Annotated in this window: 23 protein-coding genes and 1 pseudogene; 4 read left to right on the top strand and 20 right to left on the bottom strand. The window is 60.1% G+C overall.

Features of this window, described 5'->3' with window-relative positions; translation table 11 throughout:
• Nucleotides 1-167 precede the first annotated feature (167 nt).
• Nucleotides 168-668, bottom strand: coding sequence for a thiol peroxidase (gene tpx, locus AB4P97_RS08670; RefSeq protein ID WP_034155955.1), 501 nt, complete (start codon nt 666-668; stop codon nt 168-170).
• Nucleotides 669-835: 167 nt separating this feature from the next.
• Between tpx and AB4P97_RS08665 the strand changes: the two are divergent.
• Nucleotides 836-1,087 (top strand): annotated as a pseudogene (locus tag AB4P97_RS08665) (YciI family protein); the annotation flags it as partial.
• A gap of 120 nt (nt 1,088-1,207) precedes the next feature.
• Here the strand turns inward: AB4P97_RS08665 and AB4P97_RS08660 are convergent.
• The 4 genes from AB4P97_RS08660 to AB4P97_RS08645 all read right to left on the bottom strand — a co-directional run bounded on the left by AB4P97_RS08660 (nt 1,208) and on the right by AB4P97_RS08645 (nt 5,702).
• The gene (locus AB4P97_RS08660) at nt 1,208-1,885 is read right to left on the bottom strand and encodes a DUF3313 domain-containing protein (protein WP_395602453.1); all 678 of its coding nucleotides are present in this window, start codon (nt 1,883-1,885) and stop codon (nt 1,208-1,210) included.
• Between the two features lie 470 nt (nt 1,886-2,355).
• Nucleotides 2,356-3,330, bottom strand: a complete 975-nt coding sequence (locus AB4P97_RS08655) for a hypothetical protein (protein WP_047300903.1) — start codon at nt 3,328-3,330, stop codon at nt 2,356-2,358.
• Between the two features lie 222 nt (nt 3,331-3,552).
• Nucleotides 3,553-4,032 carry a DUF934 domain-containing protein gene (locus AB4P97_RS08650; protein ID WP_395602452.1) on the bottom strand — a complete coding sequence of 160 codons (480 nt, stop codon included), beginning with the start codon at nt 4,030-4,032 and terminating at the stop codon, nt 3,553-3,555.
• Entirely contained in the window at nt 4,029-5,702 is a 1,674-nt protein-coding gene (locus AB4P97_RS08645; protein WP_273877042.1) for a nitrite/sulfite reductase, read from the bottom strand. Before AB4P97_RS08645 ends, AB4P97_RS08650 begins: the two co-directional genes overlap by 4 nt.
• Nucleotides 5,703-5,942: 240 nt before the next feature.
• Here AB4P97_RS08645 and ccoN point away from each other — a divergent pair, with 240 nt between their 5' ends.
• Nucleotides 5,943-7,370 (top strand): cytochrome-c oxidase, cbb3-type subunit I, encoded by a 1,428-nt coding sequence (gene ccoN, locus AB4P97_RS08640; RefSeq protein WP_115147994.1) that lies wholly within the window; start codon nt 5,943-5,945, stop codon nt 7,368-7,370.
• A 16-nt stretch (nt 7,371-7,386) separates the two neighbouring features.
• Entirely contained in the window at nt 7,387-7,608 is a 222-nt protein-coding gene (locus tag AB4P97_RS08635; RefSeq protein ID WP_042558980.1) for a hypothetical protein, read from the top strand.
• 35 nt (nt 7,609-7,643) lie between these two features.
• Here the strand turns inward: AB4P97_RS08635 and AB4P97_RS08630 are convergent, their stop codons facing one another.
• The gene (locus tag AB4P97_RS08630; protein ID WP_047300897.1) at nt 7,644-8,135 is read right to left on the bottom strand and encodes a hypothetical protein; all 492 of its coding nucleotides are present in this window, start codon (nt 8,133-8,135) and stop codon (nt 7,644-7,646) included.
• Nucleotides 8,136-8,337: 202 nt separating this feature from the next.
• On the opposite strand from AB4P97_RS08630, the gene AB4P97_RS08625 reads away from it, so the two are divergent.
• Nucleotides 8,338-9,030 (top strand): aspartate/glutamate racemase family protein, encoded by a 693-nt coding sequence (locus AB4P97_RS08625; protein ID WP_042558978.1) that lies wholly within the window; start codon nt 8,338-8,340, stop codon nt 9,028-9,030.
• 1 nt (nt 9,031) lies between these two features.
• On the opposite strand, the gene AB4P97_RS08620 is transcribed toward AB4P97_RS08625, so the two are convergent.
• From AB4P97_RS08620 to AB4P97_RS08555, 14 genes are all read right to left on the bottom strand, one after another.
• Entirely contained in the window at nt 9,032-9,550 is a 519-nt protein-coding gene (locus AB4P97_RS08620; RefSeq protein ID WP_042558977.1) for a GNAT family N-acetyltransferase, read from the bottom strand.
• A 192-nt stretch (nt 9,551-9,742) separates the two neighbouring features.
• Nucleotides 9,743-10,723, bottom strand: a complete 981-nt coding sequence (locus AB4P97_RS08615; RefSeq protein WP_261735308.1) for a LysR family transcriptional regulator — start codon at nt 10,721-10,723, stop codon at nt 9,743-9,745.
• Nucleotides 10,724-10,849: 126 nt separating this feature from the next.
• Entirely contained in the window at nt 10,850-11,797 is a 948-nt protein-coding gene (locus tag AB4P97_RS08610; RefSeq protein ID WP_395602451.1) for a peptidylprolyl isomerase, read from the bottom strand.
• A complete protein-coding gene (locus AB4P97_RS08605; RefSeq protein WP_047300891.1) occupies nt 11,794-12,267 on the bottom strand; it encodes a YbjN domain-containing protein in 474 nt (157 codons plus the stop codon). The genes AB4P97_RS08610 and AB4P97_RS08605 overlap by 4 nt, the downstream gene beginning before the upstream one ends.
• A gap of 30 nt (nt 12,268-12,297) precedes the next feature.
• Nucleotides 12,298-12,927 carry a DNA repair protein gene (locus AB4P97_RS08600; protein ID WP_395602450.1) on the bottom strand — a complete coding sequence of 210 codons (630 nt, stop codon included), beginning with the start codon at nt 12,925-12,927 and terminating at the stop codon, nt 12,298-12,300.
• A 17-nt stretch (nt 12,928-12,944) separates the two neighbouring features.
• Nucleotides 12,945-14,642 (bottom strand): putative porin, encoded by a 1,698-nt coding sequence (locus tag AB4P97_RS08595; RefSeq protein ID WP_395602449.1) that lies wholly within the window; start codon nt 14,640-14,642, stop codon nt 12,945-12,947.
• A 39-nt stretch (nt 14,643-14,681) separates the two neighbouring features.
• Nucleotides 14,682-15,386 carry an energy transducer TonB gene (locus AB4P97_RS08590; RefSeq protein ID WP_395602448.1) on the bottom strand — a complete coding sequence of 235 codons (705 nt, stop codon included), beginning with the start codon at nt 15,384-15,386 and terminating at the stop codon, nt 14,682-14,684.
• 3 nt (nt 15,387-15,389) lie between these two features.
• Nucleotides 15,390-15,815, bottom strand: coding sequence for a biopolymer transporter ExbD (locus tag AB4P97_RS08585; protein WP_007915482.1), 426 nt, complete (start codon nt 15,813-15,815; stop codon nt 15,390-15,392).
• A gap of 11 nt (nt 15,816-15,826) precedes the next feature.
• The gene (locus AB4P97_RS08580; RefSeq protein ID WP_395602447.1) at nt 15,827-17,626 is read right to left on the bottom strand and encodes a DUF2341 domain-containing protein; all 1,800 of its coding nucleotides are present in this window, start codon (nt 17,624-17,626) and stop codon (nt 15,827-15,829) included.
• 12 nt (nt 17,627-17,638) lie between these two features.
• Complete coding sequence (locus tag AB4P97_RS08575; protein ID WP_395602446.1) at nt 17,639-19,237, bottom strand: ShlB/FhaC/HecB family hemolysin secretion/activation protein; 1,599 nt, start codon at nt 19,235-19,237, stop codon at nt 17,639-17,641.
• Between the two features lie 52 nt (nt 19,238-19,289).
• The gene (locus tag AB4P97_RS08570) at nt 19,290-19,901 is read right to left on the bottom strand and encodes a transposase (protein ID WP_196304147.1); all 612 of its coding nucleotides are present in this window, start codon (nt 19,899-19,901) and stop codon (nt 19,290-19,292) included.
• Between the two features lie 285 nt (nt 19,902-20,186).
• Nucleotides 20,187-21,395, bottom strand: a complete 1,209-nt coding sequence (locus AB4P97_RS08565; protein WP_395602924.1) for a DSD1 family PLP-dependent enzyme — start codon at nt 21,393-21,395, stop codon at nt 20,187-20,189.
• Nucleotides 21,396-21,469: 74 nt separating this feature from the next.
• Entirely contained in the window at nt 21,470-22,798 is a 1,329-nt protein-coding gene (locus tag AB4P97_RS08560; protein WP_395602923.1) for a D-arabinono-1,4-lactone oxidase, read from the bottom strand.
• Between the two features lie 76 nt (nt 22,799-22,874).
• Complete coding sequence (locus tag AB4P97_RS08555; protein WP_042558965.1) at nt 22,875-23,237, bottom strand: cytochrome c5 family protein; 363 nt, start codon at nt 23,235-23,237, stop codon at nt 22,875-22,877.
• Nucleotides 23,238-23,320 lie beyond the last annotated feature (83 nt).

Below are 23,320 nucleotides of genomic sequence, written 5' to 3'. Positions count from 1 at the left end.
TACGGGAGGCTGAACGATAAGCACTGACGGGAATTAAGCAAAGCAGCTTTACCGGCAATTTACCTTCAACTTACGTTTCAAGGTGTGAGTCAAAACACTGATACACAAATGAAAACGGCCTGGACAGGGCCAGGCCGTTAACAATTGTAAAAGCGCTGTTGCGCAGTTTACTTCAGTACCGCCAGAGCAGCGTCGTAGTTCGGCTCCTCAGCGATTTCCTTGACCAGTTCGCTGTGCAGGACGTTGTCGTTCTCGTCCAGTACTACCACGGCACGGGCGGTCAGGCCTTTCAGCGGGCCGTCGGCGATTGCAACACCGTAGTTCTCGATAAACTCGGCGCCACGCAGGGTCGACAGGTTCTGGACATTTTCCAGACCTTCGGCACCGCAGAAACGCGCCTGGGCGAACGGCAGGTCAGCCGAGATGCACAGCACCACGGTGTTGCTGATGTCGTTGGCCTGAGCGTTGAACTTGCGCACGGAGGTAGCGCAGGTCGGGGTGTCAACGCTTGGGAAAATGTTCAGCACTTTGCGCTTGCCGGCGAAGTCTTTCAGGGTGACGTCGGACAGATTGCCGGCAACCAGAGAAAAGGCTGGCGCCTTGGAACCGGCTTGTGGCAACTGGCCGTTGACTTGAACCGGGTTGCCTTTGAGGGTGACTTGAGCCATGACTTGAGTCCTTCTGAACGTTGTTTTAGAAAATCACGCAGGGGCCGAAGTTAACCACGAAATTGTTCGACAACCTATGCCCGCGCTGAAATTGTCATGTTCTGAAATGAAAACTGCATACAACTCGTAACCCCTGTAAGCGCAGCGTTCCGCAGCTCAAGGGCTTGGGTGAAAAACGCACAGTGACCGACGGCCCCTTCATCGAAACCAAAGAACTGGTGGCCGGGTACTGGATCTGGGACGTGAAGTCGAAAGAGGAAGCTATCGAATGGGTCAAACGCTGCCCCAACCCGATGCCGGGCCGTGACTTTGAAATCGAGATTCGGCAGATCTTCTCGGCAGAGGATTTCGGTGCCGAGTTCACGCCTGAGCTGCGGGAGCAGGAAGAGCGGATTCGCGAGCAAGTCAAAAAGCCCTGAGCAGTCCTCCGCGACCGCGACCTACTGTAGGAGCTGCCGCAGGCTGCGATCTTTTGGTCTTGTTTTAAACAATCAGAGTCAAAAGATCGCAGCCTGCGGCAGCTCCTACAGGGTGCGCGATTATTTAGCTCCAGCTTTCAGCTTGAGAAGGGACTGATGCAGATCCGAAGCCCAGCCATCGATCACGGCTTTGACGTCATTGGCCTGCATTACCTGCGAGTCGTTCTCCAGCGGTTTGCCAGTCCCTTTACGCACAACCTGAGCGACAACCTTGTTGGTGGCGCCATCCATGAACACCGCTTCAGTGGCCAGGGTAGTTTCCTGATCGCGGATCCCCGTGGCAGTGCTCACTGCCGCCGCCACCAGTGCAATCGGGATCACTTCATAAACCTGCAGGCCTTTGGTCTTGCTGCTCACAGCAGTGATCGCCGGACGCACCACAATCACCCCAGGGCCAGGGCCGGTAGCGAGTGGCAACGACTTGCCGAGCTCACGCTTGAGCGCCTGATCGTAGTAGCTGGTAATGCCATTGAGAGTCTGTTGCGGGACCTTGGCGGTCGCTTGTGGTTTGGGATAGAGCTGGCTCGGCTCGACGTAAACGCTGGTGAATTTGTTGACGTCGAGTTTCGGGTCCATCCAGCGCATCACCTCGGCGCCGGACGGTGACTTGGCCTCCTTCAGCTGACTGTAGTCCTTGAGAAACCCCGAATATTCATCGGGAGCGACGGTTTTGCTTGAGCAGCCCACCACGCCGAGGGTGGCGATGCACAGCGTGCCCATCATTACTGCTAGCTTCATGCTGTAACTCCTGTCAGAAGGCCTGGATGTATTGCTTGAGGGGGAGTTACAGGTATAGCTAAAACCGCGGCAATTGCGATTTGAAACCACAAAAAAAGCGTGATTCTGGAGGGATCGTCCAAGGTACAAACCGTTGGACCACAATGCGCGGCTCTCGCGGTGCAAAACGGCGAGGCATCAAGGGTGCAGGTGCTGTTGCGGGGTTGGAAGAGGATTTACATGGGTGACCCAGCGCTGAAGTGACCGGCTGGAGATTGTTGCCCCTCACCCTAGCCCTCTCCCGAGGGAGAGGGGACCGATTGGGGGATGCTCAGGAGATTCATCGACGAGAACAATGCTCTGTGAATCCATAGTCGACTCGGTCTTTCAAGTCGGGGTGGATCGTCGCACTACTCGGTCAGTCCCCTCTCCCTCCGGGCGGTCCGACGTTTCGGGAGGGTCAGGGTGAGGGGCTTTTGATCTTCAGCCCGTCACCAGGAAGAGGTTTCACCACTGCGCAACGCTATCTCTCGCCGGGTATTGGCGCGCATCGCCTTGTACAACGACACCGTGCCCACCAGCAAAATCGCAGCGCCAAACAGGAAGTCGATGTTGTACAACCGGAAATCCTCCACCGGCCCGATCAGCAGCACCCGCACCAGCGCAACACCCACCAGCGTGGCGAGGAAGTCGATCCCCGGCTCTTCGCGATAGAACACCAGCAACAGCGGCAGACACAGCACCAGCAGAAACAACAGCACCACGGCTTTGAACGAGCCCTTGCGCTCAACGCTGAATGCGCATTCGTGCGGGCCGTAGGCCTTGTAGTCTTCGTCGCGGATCAGCGAGGTTTTCTCGTTGATGTAGTCGACGCGGTTGTACTTCTGGATCGGCGTGAAGGTATTGGACATCTCCATCAGCGTGGTGATGTTCTTGAAGCGCAGGTCGATGCGCTCGCTGCCTTTTACGTAATACAACACCGGTTTGTAGCCGTAACGGTAGGTGTCGAACGGGAACTCGGTGACCTGCCCCTGCACGCCAATCGGACGCGGCTCAAGTTCGGCAAATGCGCTTTTGTTGGTGGCTGAGAGGTTGCGACTCAGGGGCTGGACCTTGACCTGCTCAAGGAAGATCGGCGTCGCGCCGTAGGACCACTGCAACGGTTCCAGACGCAGACGCAGTTCGTTGCGGCCCAGATCGTAGCGGTTGAATGTGCGTTCGGAGACCACCAGTGAACCGCCGAGCATGAACTCGCCACGCAGGTTATTGGTGACGCGCAAGGTCAGTTGATCCTTGCCCAGCAGCGCCGCTTCAGTGGACGGCGGCGTGCCACACCACGCGGTGCTTTCGCCGACACCGCCAAGTTGGCCGTCGCGGTTTTGATTGAATACATAAAAGTAACTGGCCCACAGCGTCAGCATCAAAAGCAACGCGGTGAGGCCCAGGATTTTCTTGCCCGGACTCACTGATCAGACTCCCTTCTTCGATTCTACCGTCCAGCCGAAAACCCGCTGGCGACGGCGACTCTACCAAAAGGCCACCATCGACCCAAGGAAAAATCCCGAATGAGCCAGGGTTCTAGGGGTTTCCCCGGTATGGCCAAGATCAAAAGATCGTAGCCTTCGGCAGCTCCTACAAGAGCTGCATTCCCATGCAGGAGCTGCCGAAGGCTGCGATCTTTTGATTCATTAGCGTCTACGAAACAACGGGCGCGGCTCGATGACTGAGCGGCCATACAGCACGCTCATCCCTGCCAACCCCTTCAGCGCATCCTCAGCCGATTTGTCTTCTCGCACGGCAAAACTGTCGAACCCGCACTGGCGCATATGGCTGAGCTGATCACGCAACACGTCGCCAATCGCGCGCAATTCCCCGGTCCAGCCGAAACGGCTGCGCAACAAATAGGCCTGGCTGTAGGCGCGACCGTCACGAAAACTCGGAAAGTCCAGCGCAATCAGGGGCAGTGACGCCAGCCAGGGCACGAGGCTTTCGGCGTCATCATCCGGGCCGAGCCACACGGCGTGGGTCGAAGGCCGTTCCAGCCAATGAATCAAAGGCAGAATCAGCAATCCCGAATCACTGGCCAACACAGGCTCGCGGACCAGCGTCCACGGATCGTCCGTGACTATTTGCGCCACGCCCTCCTGCAACCGCAGCAGATTGTTCATGCCGACACCTCCAGAGCTTTGGGATACACACGCTCCTTGAACGGCTCCAGTCCGATCCGCGCCAAAGTGTCGACAAACAATTCCTCACTCTCGCGATAACGCACAAAAGTGCCGATGATCCGCTCGATCACCTGCGGCACCTCTGCTGCGCTGAACGACGGGCCGATGACTTTGCCCAGCGCGCTGTGCTTGCCCTGCGCGCCGCCGAGGGTGATCTGGTACCACTCGCTGCCGTTCTTGTCGACGCCGAGGATGCCGATATTGCCGATGTGGTGATGGCCGCAGGCATTCATGCAGCCAGAGATGTTCAGGCTTATGTCACCCAGATCGTGCAGGTAGTCGAGATTGTCGAAACGCGCCTGAATCGCCTGGGTGATCGGGATCGATTTGGCGTTGGCCAGTGCGCAGAAATCCCCGCCCGGGCAGGCAATGATGTCAGTCAGCAAGCCGACGTTGGCCGTCCCCAGATTTAACTCGCACGCCAGTTGCCACAGCGCATACAGATCGGCTTTCGGCACATCGGGCAGGACGATGTTTTGCTCATGGGCGATGCGGATCTCGCCGAAACCGAAGCGCTCCGCCCAATCGGCGACCGCCAGCATCTGCAACTGCGTCACGTCCCCCGGCGGCGCGGCCTGACCGGGTTTGGTCGACAAGACTACGCTGGTGTAACCCGCCACTTTGTGCGGCTGCACGTTGCGCGCGACCCAGCGGGCAAACGCCGGGTTTTCGGCCAGCCGCGTGCCGTGATCCAGATCGGTGTCGGGCAGCGTGTGATACGTCGGTGGCACGAAAGCACTGGCAACCCGCTGATATTCGGCCTCGGTCAACTGCGCCGGGCCGTCCTTGAGGTGCTGCCATTCTTCTTCGACTTCTTTGGCGAAAGCTTCGATGCCCAGTGCCTTGACCAGAATCTTGATCCGCGCCTTGTACTTGTTGTCGCGCCGGCCATGGCGGTTGTAAACCCGCAGCACCGCCTCGACGTAGGACAGCAAGTGCTGCCACGGCAAGCCGTCACGGATCTGCAAACCGAGGATCGGCGTGCGTCCCAGCCCGCCTCCAACGATCACTCGCAAAAGCATTTGCCCATCGCGCCCAGGGTAAAGATACAGGCCGATGTCGTGCATCATGATCGCCGCGCGATCCTGCTTCGCCGAGCAGATGGCGATCTTGAACTTGCGCGGCAGGAAGAGAAATTCCGGGTTGATCGTCGACCATTGCCGGAGAATTTCCGCCAGGGGGCGCGGGTCGATCAACTCATCTGCCGCGACCCCGGCGAAGGCTTCGGTGGTGATGTTGCGCACGCAGTTGCCGGAGGTCTGGATCGCATGCATGTTGACCTGCGCCAGGCGTTCGAGAATGTCCGGCACCTCAGCCAGTTCGATCCAGTTGAACTGCATGTTTTGCCGCGTGGTGAAGTGGCCGTAACCACGATCATAGTCAGCCGCGATGCTCGCCAGCGTGCGCATTTGCGCGGCGCTGAGGGTGCCGTAGGGAATCGCCACACGCAACATGTAAGCGTGTTTTTGCAGGTACAGACCGTTTTGCAGACGCAGCGGCAGGAACTCCTCTTCGCTCAATTCCCCGGCCATGAAGCGTTCGACCTGATCGCGAAACTGCGCAACGCGCTCGAACACCAGTGCGCGGTCGTAATCGTCGTATTGATACATGCAGCGACTCCCCCAGTTTTCGTAACAGCACTATGACGGAGCGGCGCAGCGCGTTACAGATTCACCTGAACGGATAAAAACCGTATCAGGGCGCGTCAGATGGCCGCAGGCAGCACTTCAATCTGATCCGCATAAATGAAAGATTCCTGAGCCTGTTTTGTTTCCGGTGGGGTTTCTACAGTGCAACCCATGCCAGACCGGGTGGCCTGGCAAGACTTTGCAACCGTGGATGAACTGACCATGAGCACAGCAACAATCGGACAGGCTTATAACTACAAGGTCGTCCGCCAATTCGTCATCGCGACTGTTTTCTGGGGTGTCGTGGGCATGGCGATGGGGGTATGGATCGCCTCGCAACTGGTATGGCCAGAGATGAATCTGGACGTGCCGTGGACCACCTTCGGCCGCTTGCGACCGTTGCACACCAGCCTGGTGATTTTCGGGTTCGCCGGCAGCGCGCAATTCGCTGCCAGTTACTATGCCGTGCAGCGTACCTGTCAGGTGCGGCTGTATTCGGACAAGCTCGCCGCGTTCACGTTCTGGGGCTGGCAATCGGTGATCGTGATCATGTTGATCACCCTGCCACTGGGCTACACCACCACCAAGGAATACGCCGAGATCGAATTCTCCGGTGCCGTGTGGATGGCCGTGGTCTGGGTTGCCTACGCCGTGGTGTTCTTCACCACTGTGGTGCAGCGCAAGACCAAACACATCTACGTCGGCAACTGGTTCTTTGGCGCGTTCATCGTGGTGATCGCCATGCTGCACGTGGTCAACCACCTGGCGATTCCGGTCGACTGGTTCAAATCCTATCCGGTGTATTCCGGCGCGACCGATGCCATGGTGCAGTGGTGGTACGGGCACAATGCGGTGGGTTTCTTCCTGACCACAGGCTTCCTCGGGATGATGTATTACTTCGTACCTAAACAGGTCAATCGGCCGGTGTATTCGTACCGGTTGTCGATCGTGCATTTCTGGGCGCTGATCACCCTGTACATCTGGGCCGGCCCGCACCACTTGCACTACACCGCGCTGCCGGACTGGGCGCAGTCGCTGGGCATGGCGATGTCGCTGATCCTGCTGGCGCCAAGCTGGGGCGGGATGATCAACGGGATGATGACGCTCTCGGGCGCTTGGCATAAGTTGCGTACCGACCCGATCCTGCGCTTTCTGGTGCTGTCGCTGGCGTTCTACGGGATGTCGACCTTTGAAGGTCCGATGATGGCGATCAAAACCGTCAACGCCCTCTCCCATTACACCGACTGGACCATCGGCCACGTTCACGCCGGTGCACTCGGCTGGGTGGCGATGATCACCTTCGGTGCGACGTATCACATGGTGCCGAAAGTGTTTGGCCGCGAGCAGATGTACAGCACGCCGCTGATCAACCTGCACTTCTGGCTGGCGACCATCGGCACGGTGCTTTATATCGCTTCGATGTGGGTGAACGGCATCACCCAGGGCCTGATGTGGCGGGCGATCAATGAGGACGGCACGCTGACCTATTCATTTGTCGAGGCGCTGCAGGCCAGCCATCCGGGGTTCATCGTGCGCTTTGCTGGTGGGGTGTTCTTCCTGACCGGGATGCTGCTGATGGCTTACAACATCTGGCGCACCGTGCGGGTCGCGGACGTGGCACTGGCACACCGTGAAGCGCAGATCGCCTGAGGCAGGGAGCCGGGTCATGTTCGAATTTTTCTTGAATGGGTTGGGCGTGGTGTTTCTGTGGCTGGCGGTGGAGTACTGCTTGCGCCGTGAAACCGCAGACAGTCTGGATGAGGCGAGCATGGTGCCGTTTGCCGATGATCCGGAGGTGGCGCGAAGGGTTGAGCTGGCGACGGGCAAGGCCGTGAAAGCGGTGGCGCCGGAGGTGGCGAAGCCGGGTTGGGTCAACCTGGATATGTAACCTCCTGCAGGGGGAATGCGTGTTTCCTTGGGGGCTCAGCCGCGGTCTCGAGGAATCAGGCTCTGCAACTGCAACGCCAGGAAGTCTGCATCAAACACAAAGGTATCCGGGTCTTTCAGGCCGTTGGTCTTGCGCCACTGCCACTCCCCGTCCGGCAGGCCCACCAGCGAAATACTGCCGTAGCGCGCCGCTGTCAAACCCATCACCGCCAACGAAATCTGTCCAGAACTGCCCATCACATCGGGCACGAACTCCACCGGTTTGCCGGCAATCACAATGGTCAGTTTCTCGGTCTTGAAGGTTGAAGTCTCGACCGGTGTGCTCGGGCCGAACGCGACATACGCCTCACGGCTGACCTCCAGCAAACCCGGTGCCTGCACCGGTTCAAGCCATTGCTGAATCTGCCCGAACAATTCGGTAATCCGTTTCGCCCATACCTGCGACTGCGTTTCGAACAGTTGCTTCTTGTGCGACTCACTCTCGGCATAGTGACGAAGCATTTCGCCCAGTTGTTGTACGTCGTTCATGGGTACATTCCTCTGAGGAGCCTGCGATACCTGATAGTGACAGATCGAAGCACTGGCGTACGTTTAACCTCGAAAGCGACCACCGAAACACTTTGCATCTGGATGATCAGTACAGTTGATTTGCGCTGGCGCACGCTGGTGAACAAATGGAGACTCGGCTCCAGCCCGGCCTATCGCCTGGGCACCTGCCTGGGGAAATCGAATGCGCACCATCGGCCTGATCGGCGGCATGAGCTGGGAGTCCAGCGCCGAATACTATCGCCTCATCAATCAGCAAATCCGCGATCAGCTCGGCCCGCTGCGGTCGGCTCAGATGCTGATGTACAGCGTCGACTTCGGCCCGGTCGAACAGGCCCAGCATGCCGGGCGTTGGGACGACGCGGCAGCGATCCTGGTGGACGCCGCACGCAGGCTCGAAGCGGGCGGCGCCGAATGTGTGGTGCTGTGTACCAACACCATGCACAAGGTGGCCGAACAGATTCAGGCGGCAATCAGCATTCCGTTTTTGCACATTGCCGAACCCGCGGCGCAAGCGGCGTTGAAGATCGAGGCGCGTACGGTCGGGCTGTTGGGCACGGCGTTCACCATGGAGCAGGACTTTCTCAAGCAGCGCTTGATCGCCCAGGGCTTGACGGTCGTGGTGCCGGACGACGCTGAGCGCAAAGAAGTGCACCGGATCATCTACGACGAACTCTGCGTCGGCGTGATCAGCGAGGCCTCGCGCAAGATCTACCAGCAGGTGATCGAATCCCTGACCGCTCGCGGCGCCCAGGCAATCATTCTGGGCTGCACGGAAATCGGCATGCTGATCAAACCCGAACACAGCGCCCTGCCCCTGCTCGACACCACCGAGCTGCATGCGCAGTCGGCGGTGGCGTTCGCGCTGGGCGACTGAGTCAGGTTTTCGGACGATTACGCAGGCGGGCCATGCTCAGGGTGTCGACCCATTGCCCGTCGCGTACCGCGTAATCACGGAACAGGCCTTCGGTCTCGAAACCGAACTTGCGGTAGAGACCGATGGCCGCCTCGTTGTCGGCGTACACCGACAGCTCGACGCGGTGCAGATTCATCCAGTTGTCGGCCACATCCAGCGCTGCCGCCAACAACGTCGAACCAACGCCCTTGCCCTGCCACGCGGTCGCGACACCCATGCCGAAGCTGCCGGCGTGGCTGCGGCGAATCCGCGAAAAATGCTCCAGGCCCAAGTGACCGATCACTACACCCTGATGGAGCGCCACCAGTTTCACCGCCCGCTCGTTATCGGCTTGTATCCGCTGGCGCCAAACCTCGGCGGACTGAAACGGCATCTGCAACACCTGCCGGGCGACGGCGGCATCGTTGTACAGCGCGGTGACACCCTCGACGTGGGATTCGTTGAAACGCTCGAGGTGAATGGCGGGGTCGTGGTCAGGCATGGCAGATCCTTCCTGGATCGATGTGTGGCTGGCCACTCTAAACCAGTGCGATTGCGTCTGGCGAATATCAAACGGTGGGAGCTAGCCTGCTAGCGATAGCGTGCTGACAATCAGCATCTTTGTCGACTGACACACCGCAATCGCTAGCAAGCTAGCTCCCACAGGGGGAATGGGGGATGCATGGGGTTTGGTTCAGGGCTGGAACCATTCCTGGCGCTCATTGAAGGTGTGGTGGATGAGTTCGATCAGGGTTTGCACTTCGCTGACATTCTGCGAGTCGGCATTCACGGCCAGCCAGGCATTCAGTTGCATCGGCTGCTCAAACAGGCCCGGCAGCGCCACCAGCCCACGGTCATAGCGACTCATGTACATGGGCAGCAATCCGATGCACGCGCTGCAACGGATCATCTCCAGCATCAGTTCGTAGGACTGCATCTGCACCACTCCGGCCAGACGCTGTTCCACCAGCTCGTTCCACGGACGAAAGCTGTCGATCTGTCGGTCGTGCTGCCATTGCACCAACATGAAATCAGCGAGGTCGTCAGGGCTGTCCGGGCGTGCAGTGACACGCGAATAGCGTTTGGCGATGTGCGGCAGGTAGTCCAGACACGCCAGCCGTTGCGGTTGATGGGTGGCGAAGGACGGACCGGGGCTGGGTGAGTCTCCGGGAGCAAGCCACAGAACGACGTCGGCGCTGACCGCGCGCAAGGACAGTTCACTGTCGAGCGCGATGATCTCAAGGCGCACACTGGCGTTGCGGCGCAACAGCGCGATCAGGTCGCGGCCGAGAATGTCGTGCAGGATCGACTCGGCGACGGCGAGGCGAATCAACGGCTGCTCGACCACCGGCAGTTTGCGTTCGTGAGCCAGGGCGGTCAGTTTGGCCTGCAACTGCTGGCCTTCACGGGTCAGGCTCAGCACACTGCCCTGAAAACTGAACAAGGTGTGCTGGAGTTCATGCTCAAGCTGCGCCAATTGTTTGCGCAGCAAGGTCGAGCGCACGTTGAGGCTACGCGCGGCCTGCATGAAGCAACCGCAGCGGGCGCTGACCAGAAAGTACTGCGCGACCTCGGTGTCAATGCTCGCGGCTTGCGCAAGCCAGGGTTCGCTATGGTCCTGCGCCCAGCACAAATCGGCGCCGCCCTGTCGTCCTGCGGGTTCGGTGAATGACATCGATGACTCCCTGTCGATCTTTGTTGTTTGATGGCTACCAGCACTTTGAAAATATTCTGAACCCAATGGAGAACCCTGTGGGAGATGGCTTGCCAGCTCCCACAGGGGTCCAGTGTTGAACCTGGATTACTGTTTTTCCTCAAGGACTTTGTTGAGTTCGGCACCATCGATACTCAGCGTCGCGGTGTTGAGCATCCCGTCCAGATAAGCCTGGGCAATCTGCTCCTGGCGCTGGGCACGCAACGCCTGAGTCAGCTGGTCGCGCAGTTCATCCAGCGTCGCGGTGCGCGCCGGTTGCTGCTCGGTGAGCTTGATCACATGGAAACCGGCCGCACTTTGCACAGGGTCAGAGACTGCACCGACCTTGAGCCGCGCCACCACGCCACGCACCTCCGGCACCAGTTGCTGCAAGGGTTGCAAACCGCTGTCGCCGCCACGTTCGGCCGTCACGCGATCCTGCGAATACTGGGTCGCCAGCGCCGCAAAATCCCCCGGCGTGGCCTGCGCCTTTTTGCTCAGTTCCGCAGCCTGTTTGCGCACCGCATCTAGGTTCTGCGGATCGTTCACCCCGAGGAAAATCTGGCTGACCCGATACAACGCCGGGGTCTGCCAATTCGCCTTGCCTTCGTCATAAGCCTTTTGCAGCTCGGCCGTACTCGGATAGTCGGCAGGCACCTCGCTGACCGAACGCAGATAATCGCGGAAGACGATTTGCTCGGTCGCCGCTCGGGTCTGTTGCGCGACGTCCGGACGCTGCGCCCAACCCTGCGCGTCGGCCTGTTCCAGCACCGCTTTCTCGGCGAGTCGTGCGCGGATCAAACGCTCCAGCGCTTCGCGATTGCCGCGCAGTTGCTCACGGGTCGCGGGTGGAACGGTTGCCAGCAACGCCTGCAATTCCGCCGGTGTGACCTGCTGACTGCCCAACCGAGCCACCGCCGGCCCCGTAGCAACCGCCGCCACCGACGACGATTGTTGGGCGGCGACCGGGTCATTGCCCGATCGCACCACCTGCGCCACGGCCACCACCAACAGCGCTACAGCTCCCGCGCCGATCACCATGGCTGGTTTTTTCACAGCGCGACTTCCTCTTGCTCTGCGACAGCCACTTTGGCGGTCTGGGCCGTTGCACCGCTCTGGGCGAAATCACGCAGATAGACGATGAACTCCTGCAACAGGCGATCCCACAATTCGAGGTTGCCACGCAGGTGGTCGTTGCTCACGCCGGCGGCCAGCAGCACGTCCATTTCCATCACCAGAAACTCGCCCTGCAACGACAACCGCGCAAAGCGCCGGGTGGCATTCCACTGCTCGGCCACACCTTGCGGCAACTCACCCTGCACGCGCAGCGCACAACTGAACGTGAAATCGACGTAACTGCCCTGCTCCACCGCAGGGTTGCCGAAACGCACGGCGTAACCAATGCCCTGGCTGGCGCTGAGCAACTGGACGATGCCGTTCTGTTCAGTCTGATTGACGCGATAACCGGCGGCTTGCAGGACGTCGGTCAACGATTGCGGGGAAACGTGGCTGATCAATTGAGTCATTGTTTCTTCCTTGTTTATCAGGCTTTTTAATCAGTGCGAGAGCGCGGCTTGCGGCGTGTCGAATTGAGTCTTGTAGAGGTCATCGCCAAACCCTTGGGCCAGTTCTTCGAACTTGACCCGTGCGCTGCCCGCAAAGGGCTGGCGGATCTTCATCACCTCGGCGACATCGATGTTTTCGTAGGCCGTGAGGATCTGTTTGGCGACGCCGTACATCTGCTGATTTTTGGCTGAACATTGCTGCACTTGTGTGTCACGTTCAGTCAATTGCGCTTGAAGCTTAGACCGTTCTGCTTCTTTGGCACGGGCCATGACAAGCAACTCGTCATAGGCCTTTTTGAACTTGCCGGTCTGCTCGTTGCTGGCCGCCACTTGCGCCTGCGCCTGGCTGTGCAGGCTCTGCTGCTGCCCGACTAGCTGGTCGGCAAGGCTTTTGGTCTTGGCCAGTTCAGCGGTCAATTGCTTGATTTGCGCCTGCGCGGCCTTCACCTCGTTCTGCGCCGCCAATTGTGCGGCGCTGGCCTGGGCCTGCTGACTTTGCAGGGCCTGGAGCTGCTGGGTGGTGCTGCGCAATTGCGTGCGCAAGCGTTCTTCCATGCCTTCGGCACTGGCACCTGTGGCGATCAACATCCCAAGCCCCAGCCACAAAAATCGCGTACGCATAACCCTCTCCCGGCGCCTTAGAAGCGCGTGTTGATCTCAAGCTGCAAGACGTCGATGTCGAACGGCGCGCCATACACCGCCTCGGTACTCATCCAGCGACCGGTCGCCGAGACGTTCTTCGCCAGACCGTAGTTGCCTCCGAGGAAATACCCTTTGGCATTGGTGCCACCGAGGTGGAATGACGAATCGTTGAAGCCGTCCGGCAAGGCATCCGGCTGGATGTACTTGTAGCCGGCGAAGAGGTTCCAGTCGCCCTGCTTTTTCAGGTCCAGTTCATTGCCGAGAGTGAATTGCACCATCCAGGCATTGGCGCCGCTTTCGATCTCGCCGTTGCTGTCGAGGTTGTTGACGATCTGTCCGGCCGAACGCTTGCGCATGTCGCCTTCGTCGTAACTGAGGTTGTGGATGTAGTTGCCCTGGCTGCGCAACTTGAAGTCTGCCGGCAGATCGGCGTCCCACACCAGGTTCAAGTCGAGCAGGTTGAACTCGGACGCGAGACCGACGAATTGCGGTTGCGCGGTGGTGGTCGGGTTGAGCGGGTTCGGCGTGATGTCACGCAGCAGGAACACGCTGTTGCCCTTCTGCATGAACGCCGCGCGGCTGCCGTCGCTGTCGCAACCGGGTGCGCCGGCCCACGGTTCGCAGGGGCTGGAGCGCTGGCCCTGGATATCGTCGAAGCGGTAGTAAGCCAACGCACCCTTCAAACGGTTGTTGCTGTTGATCGCCCACTTGGCGCCAAGCTGCGCGCCGTACAGCCATTTGTTGTCGCTCTCTTCCTTGTCGAAACCGTTGCTACTGCTGGTGTCGTTGGTGTAATCCACCGGGAACGCACCGACGGTTCCGAACACGCCCCAATCGTGGTTGAGCTTGTGGTCGAAAATCGCTGCCACGCCATCGAAGTTGAGGTCGTTGGAATAAAGCATATCGGTGGACATGAAAGGGTTGGCGAAGCGGCCACCGGTCAGGGTCAGTTCTTCTGTCGGCTTCCAGTTCAGGTAACCCTGATCGAGCCAGATATCCTTTTTCGCGAAGCCGCCGCCGAGGTTTTGCGTGGTCGACACCGGATTGTTGTCGGAGCCGGTGCCAATGCGGATACCTGCGGTCCATTCCGGCGAGATCACCGCTTTCATGCCAAGGCGCGCGCGGATGCGGAACTGGTTTTCGCGATCTTCGCGGGTGTTGAGCAACGGCGGCAGGCTGGTGCTGCTGTTGGGGTTCACGTCGTACGGGCCGTTATTGTTGAGCTTGGCGAAGTCGACGATTTCGTTGCTGTTGTTGCCTGAGTAGTAACGCGATTCGTCACGCAGACGAATGTCGCCGTCGAAGCTGATGCGTGAGGCCCATTCCGGGAAAGTGTTGGGCGCTGCCCAGTTTTCCTGTTTGGCGGTGGCCATGACTTCGGCTTTGACCTGATCACGGATCTGGTCACGCACCGCCGCAGGCACGTACTGCACACGCACGTCGCCCGGCGCTGCAACCGGCCCGGCTGCGACCGCCGTGGAGGCCGCAGCCTGCCTGGCTTGTGCGGCTTCATTTTGCGCCTGAGCGATCAGCGCGTCGGCCTTGTCCTGTTTCAGAATGCCCTGCTCGACCAGCAAGCGGATCAGATTGATCGTGGCGTTCTCCGAGGGCGCAGGCGCTGCCACGGCCTGACCGACCAGGGTCGCGATGACCATGCCGACCGCCAGGGACAATCGATTCACGTTGGAAATCATCTGCACACAACTCCTTTTGGCAAAACTGTAAGAATTCGGTTAACCCGGACGCCGCCCTTGCAGGGACAGGCGCACGGGCAAAGTCATGGAGGCCGGTGGCCGTTCGCTTAAGTGCGGCGCATTGCGCAGCGCCGCTAAAACCTGGGTGTCTATTTCAGGATTACCGCTGGACTTGATCAGCTCGACCCGGGTGATTTCACCGACGCTGCTCAGCCAGACATCAGCCTGCAAGGTGAACGCGAGGTTGCGCAGGTCTGGGTTCTCGCGCAGCAGCTTCTGAAACGTGAACGCCAGAAACTGGCTGTACGTGCCCGTCCCCAAGCGTCCGCCCCCGGCACCCGCCATGCCGCCACCCTTGCCGGCGCCGATGTTGAAAGCGTCGTTGCCGGACTGAGCATCGCCGTCCATTTGCATCGGGTTGGCCAGATCGTCCACCGGCGATGGCGGCGCCTCTTCTTCAGGCTTGACCTCTTCGGGCTCAGGCGTCGGCTCGGGCTCGACGACTTTTTCTTCCACCGGGGTTTCTGGTTCGGGTGGTTTCTCCGGCGGCGGTGGCGGTGGTGGCGGCAACGGAATGATCGTCGGCACCTTCGGCGCTTCGCGGCGGATACCGCTCATGTCGTTGGCCCACAGCCACAGCAGATACGCGGCGAGCGCGCCGAGCAGCAGCCCGGCGCCCCACTTCACAAAACGCAGCGGCGACTTTTTCACGGGCAGCGGTTCGATGGGCAGTTGTGCGGTCATGTCTCAGCCCTGACTCGGTTTGCCGGTCACGAGACCGACCTGGGACAGTTCGAGCCGGCGCAACAGATCCAGCACCTCGATGACCTTTTGGTACTGCACCGTCGCATCGCCGCGCACAATCACCGGAAAATCCGGACTCTGCGCCTTCTCGATGCGCAAGCGTTCCTCCAGCTCGGCCAGTGTCACCGGGTAGGCATCGAGGAACACCTGGCCGCCATCGTTGACCGAAATCGCCTTGGTCTTGGCCTCCGACAGCGACACCGAAGCGCTGGCCTTGGGCAAGTTGATCTGGATGCCGGAGACCTGCGCGGTGGCGGTGAGGATGAACATCACCAGCACCACCATCAGCACATCGACCAGCGGAGTGATGTTGATGCTGTCCACCGCTGCATCTTCATCATCGTCGTGGGAGGCATTTACGGACGCCATGTCAGTGCTCCTCAGGCCAGTACGGAAGTGTTGGCGTGATGGCCGCGCTGATGCGCCGACTCACTGAACTGGCTCTCGCCATGCATCTCCGCCAGACGGGTGATGAACTCGTCGACGAACACGCGCATGTCGGCGCTGACTTCCTTATTGCGGGTGATCAGGCGGTTGTAGCCAAACAGCGCCGGGATCGCGACGAACAGGCCCATGGCGGTGGCGAGCAAGGCTGCGGCCATGCCCGGGGCGATGGCGTTGATGTTGACGTCACCGGCCATCGCGGTGCCGAGAAACACCACCATGATCCCCAGCACGGTGCCGAGCAGGCCGATATACGGGCCGCCGGCAATGGCGTTGGACAGGGTCGAGAGTTTTGAGCTGAGGGCTTGATTCTCGCGGGTGCGTACGCCGTCCATTGAGCAGCGGATGGCTTCGATGGTCGCGGCAGAAACTGAAGACGTATCGGCGCCCTGCTCGCGGCGGGTGCGAATCTCTTTCACCGCCACCAGATACAGGCGCCACAGCGAAGAATGCTGCAAGCGCTGGGCGAGTTGGGTGTCGTCGGCGAACATTTCAAGACGTGTGCCGACCTTGGCGAACTGCTCGCGGAAATCCTCGTTGGCTTTGCTGACACGTCCCAGGGTGCGGTTCTTGCGCAGCATGATGATCCACGACTGGAACATCATCAGCACCAGCACTGCGATGATTACCCAGGCGTCCACCGGCACCGCGTTGAGCAGAAAACCAAGGCTGCCGAAACCGTAACCGGACTGCTCTTCATCGACGCCGTAAGCCACCAGTTTCGACTCGGCACCTTGCGACGTTGCGTCGGCCAGCAACAACGGCGCCGGACGCGCGACTTTCGACAGGCGCAGCTCATCGATCGCACCCACGAACGGCTGGAAAGGACCTTCTAGCAGATCCGCCCCCACGGCCATGACCGAGTTGAACGCCGGCATCGCCAACGCCAATGTCGCCCCTTCGCGACCGTTGATGAACAGCGTGACTTTGGCGCCTTCAGCGGTGAGTGCAACGTGTTGCCATTGGCCCGGATTCAGCGGCTGAGTGGCGACGGCGCGCTGGCCGTCGATTTCCACAAACGGCACGCCTTGGTTGGCGCCAATCAACAGGCTGTTGGCGCCTTCACGGCGGGCCAGAATCAATTGCTCGCCAGTGGCCTGGTCCAGTCGCAGCCAGGCACTGAAGGTGAATGCGCTGCCAGCGTTGTGTTGCAACGAAGGGCTGGCCGGCAGCAACAGTGGTTGGCCGCTGAACTGCAACGCTCGCCCCACTACGCCGTCAATCGCCGCGCCGGTCGCGCTCTGCGCGGTGTTGCCGTAAGCGGTGGTGTCTTTGGCCGGGGTGCCGGTGGCGCCGTCGAAGTGATAAAGCGCCGTGTAATTGGGGTCAAACGTCAATTGGCCGTTGCCGGTCGCCGGAGCTTTCTGGTTGCCGTAGTACATCCAGATGTCCTGACGCTGGCCGCCCTCGACATTCGGCACATCGACCCAGATCAGCGCCATGCCCATCAGCGCATCGAAGCTTTCGATCTGATGGTTGAGCACGGTTTTGTCATCGGCCGAGACAAAGCGCAGGTCCGAACCATCCTCTTTCACCCCGTCGAAGGTGAAGTTGCCGGTGTGCAGACGCACCAGCAGCGCGGTGCGGCCAATTGGCTGATTGATTGCCGCACCTTGCGGCGTGGTGTCGACGGCGATCTGTTTGCGGTAATGCCAGTCGTCCTGCCACCAGGCCTGAGCCGTGGCCGGGAGCACGAAGCCCAGGCAGATCAACAACGAAAGAATGAGGCGCTGCATGAACGTGCTCCTTTAGAAAGTGGCTTGAAGGTTGAAGTGCAGGCGCGATTCCTGTTTCGAGGTGTTCGGCCCTTCGAGTAGCGGGTAGCCCCAGTCGAGGCTGCCGGACAGCCATTTGCTCAGGCTGGCGCGGGTGCCCAGGCCAACGCTTGCCAGGGCGTAATTGGCGTCCTGATCCGGCAGTTCGTCGCGCAGGTAGAGTTGCGCGCCTTCGGCGAAGGCGTAGAAACGCCAGTCCTGCATCCACGTGCCGGCGAACCTGGCCAGCGATGGCGTGCGCAGTTCCTGGCTCAGCAGGTAGCCGTCATCGGCAGTGCGTTCGGCGGCCAGATAGCCACGTACCGACGTCGCCCCGCCGGCGGAGAACTGTTCGTTGGAAATCAGTGGCCCCGAGGCGAGTTGAAACGCGGCCTTGCTCGCGCTCTGCCAGTCGCTGTCGAAGGTCCAGGTGTAACTGGTGTCGCCCTTGAGCACAGCGAAACTCGGCTTGGCGCGGTAGCGTTTGTAGTCGAAGTCTTCGTCATCGCTGCCGTAGCCGAAGACGCTGCGCGTGGCCGCGACCAGACTCAGGCCGAGGCCAAGCTGGCTTTTTTCGGTGTAGCGATAGCCGTTGTAGGCGAAGGTGAATGGCGCGTACTGCAGCGGCACCTTGTCACTTTCGCCGGACAGGGTCAGGCGCTCGTCGAAGTCTTTGAAGTCGATGCCGGCCGACAGCGAATTCGACCAGTTGCCGCTGGACGGCAGCGTGTAAATGGCCGACACACCATAGGAATGACCCTTGCCCAACACATTACTGCCGCCGATGGTGGCGACGTTGCTGTCGGACTGGTAACCGGAGAACTGCACACTCCAGCGATCCGTGAGTGGCGCGGTGTAGGAACCGGACCAGACCTTGGCGTTGTCGGTCTCTTGCGGTGCAGTGAAAAACGTCAGGTTGACGCTGTGACCGAGCTGCCAAAGGTTGTTGTAACCGAGGCTGGTGACGGTGCGCAGTTTTTCAGTGTCGGCGCTGTAGTCGTTGTTCAGACCCACGCTGGCGGTCCAGGGGTTCTGGTCTTCGACCTGTAAATCAACGTCCATGGTGCCGGGGCGCTGACCTTCGCGAACCAGCGGCATGACCTGGCGGCCCGGGGTCTTGTTCAGTCGCGCCAGTTCGCCCTGGACCTTGGCGAAGTTCGGCACCTCGCCTTCCTTCAGCGCCGGCACGTCGTCGCGGATATCCAGCGGCGAATAATGTTTGGCGCCGACCACACGGACTCGTCCGACCTTGGTTTCGCTGACTTGCAGATAGACAATGCCGTCCGCTACCGCTTGCTCCGGCAACTCGACGAACACCGATTGATAGCCGCGTTCCTGATAGGCCTTCTGCAACGCGTCACGCGCGCCTTCGATGTCGGCCAGAGCTTTTTGCGGGCCGAGAAACGGGTACACCGCCTCTTCAATCGCCCGTGCATCGAGCACCGTATTGCCGCGCACGAAGTATTCGTTGACGTCGACCAGACGCTGCGCCGCTGCACTTTCGCCAGCCTCTTCGGCCAACGCCGGCTGCACGCCCGCCGTCACCAGCAGCCAGCCCCACAGCACCAGCCGTGACGTGAAAATCTGTTCCACACTACCCCCTGAAATTCGCGTTGACGTGTCGGCGTTCAAACGCCCTGTTGCATCAGTTATTGGCTATCGAGGCGCCGGCATGTTTGCCGAGCCAGGTGTGCAACAGCGCGAAGTTCAAGGAGAACTCGGGCATTTGCAGCAAGGCGCCACAGAACACTTCGCCGATGATTTTCTGGATGAGTTGCACCGCACGCGGGTTGTTGAGCAGCGTGGCGATGTCGCGACTGAGGACGTTGAAACTCCAGACTTTCTGGTTCAGGCCCAGGCCTACGAACCAGCGGAACAGCAGGTTGTAACTGAGCTGTTCATAGAGTTGCTGTTCGCTGGGCACCGAATACAGCAGTTGCAGGAGCAGGATGTGCATGACCGTTTGCGCGGGAATGAGCATGCCGGGTTCGGCATTGAGGTCGTGCAGAACGTCGCGGTGGGTATCGAGCAAGTCCTCGATCTGTGGGCGCAGCAAAACCAGTGAATGGCCCGGCGGAATGTAGCTGGAAACCTCTTTCAAGGCGCCCTGCCAGTCATCCTGCGAGACGATCCAGACCCACGGCGCGCCGTAGCGATACACCGAAACCGGCTTCTTGCGCGCGGCTTCGACGATCTTCGACAGGCGTTGATCGAGTTCCTGCATGCCCACTTTCGAGTAGCGTTCCATAGTCCCCACTGCCTCACTCCCGGCGTCCCGCCTCGGCTTGTGAAAAGCGCCCCGTTGGGGCCCTCAAGCGCGTTACATAGGCATGACCGGACAGGCGATGGGCTACCGAACTTTTGTCATAAAAGCTTCATTACTCGAAAGTTTGAATGGGGTCTCACATACACCACAAAACCCTGTGGGAGCTGGCTTGCCAGCGATGGCGGTGTGTCAGCCAACTACCAAGGTCGCTGACCTGACGCCATCGCTGGCAAGCCAGCTCCCACAGGGGACGTGGCGTTCAGCGTGGATTCGTTTTCAGGTATAAACCGCCCAGCTGTCAACAATCTTGCCGCCACGCACCGCCAGCAAATCACCGAATTGCAGGAGGACGGCTTCGGTCTGGGTCGGGCGCAGGAAGACTTGATCCTCGATCTTCAGGCCCACCGCATCCGAGCCGTTGACCATTTCCTGATTCGAACTGCGGCCGTAAACAGTGTTGCTTTGCAGTCCCTGCGGCGATTCGAACTCGGCCATCCAGTTGCCGCCGTAGATGAAAAAGGTCTGTCGCTGATTCTGGTCCCACCACGAGAACAGTTTCGACTTGTCGTCCAGCGCCGGGATGTTGACCGCTCCGGTGCTTTTCAGCACGGGCGTGGCAATGTAAGTGGCCGGTACATGATCGACCAGGGACGGGAGATCGTAGTGCGTCGGCTTGAGCATTGCCGTACCGACTGAAACTTCCGTGCTCAGGGTTTCCTTTTCATGGATGCGATAACTCGGGCTGCCAGCGGTGTTCAGGCATAAACCGTCATGCCACAACCCCGGAAACTGCTGGCGGGTGAAATCAACGCAGCGCTGATAAATCACCATGACCCTGGCAAACAATTCCTCGGGCGAACCCAGAATCCCCGGCACACCCATGCCCACGAACGGGTCGTAACCCATGAACCCGGAAAACTGCAGGTGCTGCGGGTTGGCACTGATCAGCGCGAGCATCTGCCCCAGCACGTTCACGTCACTGACCCCGCCGCGATGCAGGCCCACATCCAGCTCGATGTTGATGCGCATCCGCGTGCCCAAACCCTGCGCCAGCGCCAGGTACTGCTGCAAACGCTCAGGGCTGTCGAGCAGCCATTGCAACTGCCTGGCAGGATCAAACGGACCTTTGTGGATCTGATAAAACAGCTCGGCCGAACGCACCGGCAACGGTTTGCCGAGCAAGATATCCGACTGCGCAAACGTCACCGCATCGTGATTGAGAAACGGCTGATGAAACGACATCAGTTTTTGCGTTCCGACACGTTGCGCGATATAGCTGAGCAACCCTGGCGATGGCAGCGACTTCTCCACCAATCGCAACTGCTTGCCGCCACGTTTGACCGATTGCATGACCACGTCGATGTTGTGATCGAGACGATCCAGATCGATCAGTAGCACCGGGCGCATCGGCCCCTTTTCCCTCAGTTCTTTATTCAGCGCCCGGAAATAGTCGCTATAAGGCCCGCCGCGATCCCCCGGCCGCAACCACGCGCCGACGCCCACCAATAAAGCCCCGACACCCAACGTGCCGAGCACAAAGTTACGTCGATTGACCGCCATCAGCTCACCCCCAGAATCGACGACAAATGCGCATTGAGAAACCGCCCGCTCGGATCAAGCGCCTCGCGCACCTGGGCAAACTCACGCCAGCGCGGGTACAGCGGTTGCAGGTTTTTCGCGTTGAGCGTGTGCAACTTGCCCCAGTGCGGGCGGCCGTTGTATTTCCAGAAGATGGGCTCGACGGCCGCGAACAGATTGTGATGGTCCATCTGGTAATGCTGGTGCACCGAGATCGAACAGCTGTCGCGACCCTCGAACATGCTCAGCGGGATGTCGTCGGCCTTGACGTAGCGATACTCGATGGGAAACCAGGTGCGCAGGTCCTTGTCATGTATCAGCTTGAGAATCTCGCGCAGGCAGGCCGGGCCGTGTTCGGCAGGCACCGAGTACTCCATCTCGTTGAAGCGCACGGTGCGTACGTTGGCATAGATGTCGAACGAGTCGCCGACCCGGTCATCGAAACTCGCCAGATGCCGCAGGCTGTTGAGCATCGTACGGCGCAGCTCGGGAAAATCGCTGGCGTACTTGTCAATCTTTTCAATCAGGGTGACGAACTCGTTGCCGCCCTCCTCTTCGGGACTGATCGGCGGCGTGGCCGGGTCGTCCGTTTCGTTGAGGGCGATGGACAAGGCGTAGTCGGAATGGGTGACCACGAGCATTTCCCAGTGCTGATTTTCGCGGGTGTTGGTGTCGAGGTCTTCCAGCAGCTCTTCGGTTTTAGCGATCCACTGGCGTTCGCGCAGGCGATAGGCCGGGCGGTTTTGCAGGCGAATTTTTGTTGCCACACCGAGTGCACCGAGGGATACGCGGGCGGCATTGAACACCTCAGGATGGCGCTGGCTCTCACAGTCCAGCACCTCGCCGCTGGCCGTCACCAACTGCATGCCGCAGACGTGGGCCGAGTAGGACTGGAAGTTTTTGCCGGTGCCGTGAGTCGAGGTGGCAATCGCGCCGGCGAGGGTCTGATAGTCGATATCGGCCATGTTTTGCAGCGCTTGGCCGACGTCCTTCAGGGGCATGCCCATGCGCGACATCGGTGTGCCGGCGGCGAATTCGGCCTGCAGGTTTTTCGGGTCGTGATCGAGCAGCCCGGTGAAGTAGCTCAACGACAACAGCGTGCCGTCGGTGGGCACCAGGGCGCTGAACGAATGCGCCGAGCCGACCGGACGAATCGTGCCTTGAGCCTGACGAATCACTGCCGTCAGCTCATCCAGATTTTTCGGCGCCAGACGCGCCGCCGGCAGGCAGCTCTGCGCGCCCGACCAGTTGCGCCAAGGGATCAGCCGTGGCGCGCGCATCAATTGGCCCAATGCCGGGTTGCTCGCCAACGCACTGAACGCGCCAACAATGCTCGCCCGTTGCAACAACTGACGCCGTGTCAGATCCATCGTCATGCGCGCACCCTTATTCTGGAAGAGGCTGGTCGGCCATGAAGCCGATCAATTGCAGGAACTGCTCTTGCGAACACTCAACGCATTGGCCCATCGGTGGCATGCCGTTGTAGCCGTTGATGGCATGGTCTAGCAGTGTGTCGGCGCCCTGCTGGATGCGCGGTTCCCAGGCTTTGCGGTCGCCGGTGAGCGGCGCATTGGCAGCCGGGTTGGCGTGGCAGAGTTGGCAACTGTTGGCGTAGATCTGCGCCAGCGCCGGGTCGGACGGGGTAGCGCTGTTGGCGATGCTGGAAGTGACCGCCGGTTTGGCATCGTCGCCGCATCCGTGCAGCATCGTGGCCAACGCCAGCAGCAAAGTGATCGGGATTGCCCGCATAACGATCCTCAAGGGTGGCCCCACTTATTGTTGTGATCACACCTTAAGACAGCGACGCCAGAGGGTTGAGGGCATTGCGGGAC

This window comes from Pseudomonas sp. A1230 (assembly GCF_044218825.1).
GTDB classification, from domain to species: Bacteria; Pseudomonadota; Gammaproteobacteria; order Pseudomonadales; family Pseudomonadaceae; genus Aquipseudomonas; species Aquipseudomonas iridis.
This window is presented reverse-complemented; position numbering and strand designations above follow the sequence as displayed.

Coding starts and splice junctions, on each gene's coding strand:
- AB4P97_RS08625 (WP_042558978.1), top strand. CDS start 8,338: ATGCGCACCATCGGCCTGATCGGCGGCATGAGCTGGGAGTCCAGCGCC.
- AB4P97_RS08590 (WP_395602448.1), bottom strand. CDS start 15,386: ATGACCGCACAACTGCCCATCGAACCGCTGCCCGTGAAAAAGTCGCCG.
- AB4P97_RS08615 (WP_261735308.1), bottom strand. CDS start 10,723: ATGTCATTCACCGAACCCGCAGGACGACAGGGCGGCGCCGATTTGTGC.
- AB4P97_RS08600 (WP_395602450.1), bottom strand. CDS start 12,927: ATGCGTACGCGATTTTTGTGGCTGGGGCTTGGGATGTTGATCGCCACA.
- AB4P97_RS08630 (WP_047300897.1), bottom strand. CDS start 8,135: ATGAACGACGTACAACAACTGGGCGAAATGCTTCGTCACTATGCCGAG.
- AB4P97_RS08650 (WP_395602452.1), bottom strand. CDS start 4,032: ATGAACAATCTGCTGCGGTTGCAGGAGGGCGTGGCGCAAATAGTCACG.
- ccoN (WP_115147994.1), top strand. CDS start 5,943: ATGAGCACAGCAACAATCGGACAGGCTTATAACTACAAGGTCGTCCGC.
- AB4P97_RS08555 (WP_042558965.1), bottom strand. CDS start 23,237: ATGCGGGCAATCCCGATCACTTTGCTGCTGGCGTTGGCCACGATGCTG.
- AB4P97_RS08605 (WP_047300891.1), bottom strand. CDS start 12,267: ATGACTCAATTGATCAGCCACGTTTCCCCGCAATCGTTGACCGACGTC.
- AB4P97_RS08595 (WP_395602449.1), bottom strand. CDS start 14,642: ATGATTTCCAACGTGAATCGATTGTCCCTGGCGGTCGGCATGGTCATC.
- tpx (WP_034155955.1), bottom strand. CDS start 668: ATGGCTCAAGTCACCCTCAAAGGCAACCCGGTTCAAGTCAACGGCCAG.
- AB4P97_RS08660 (WP_395602453.1), bottom strand. CDS start 1,885: ATGAAGCTAGCAGTAATGATGGGCACGCTGTGCATCGCCACCCTCGGC.
- AB4P97_RS08645 (WP_273877042.1), bottom strand. CDS start 5,702: ATGTATCAATACGACGATTACGACCGCGCACTGGTGTTCGAGCGCGTT.
- AB4P97_RS08635 (WP_042558980.1), top strand. CDS start 7,387: ATGTTCGAATTTTTCTTGAATGGGTTGGGCGTGGTGTTTCTGTGGCTG.
- AB4P97_RS08585 (WP_007915482.1), bottom strand. CDS start 15,815: ATGGCGTCCGTAAATGCCTCCCACGACGATGATGAAGATGCAGCGGTG.
- AB4P97_RS08580 (WP_395602447.1), bottom strand. CDS start 17,626: ATGCAGCGCCTCATTCTTTCGTTGTTGATCTGCCTGGGCTTCGTGCTC.
- AB4P97_RS08620 (WP_042558977.1), bottom strand. CDS start 9,550: ATGCCTGACCACGACCCCGCCATTCACCTCGAGCGTTTCAACGAATCC.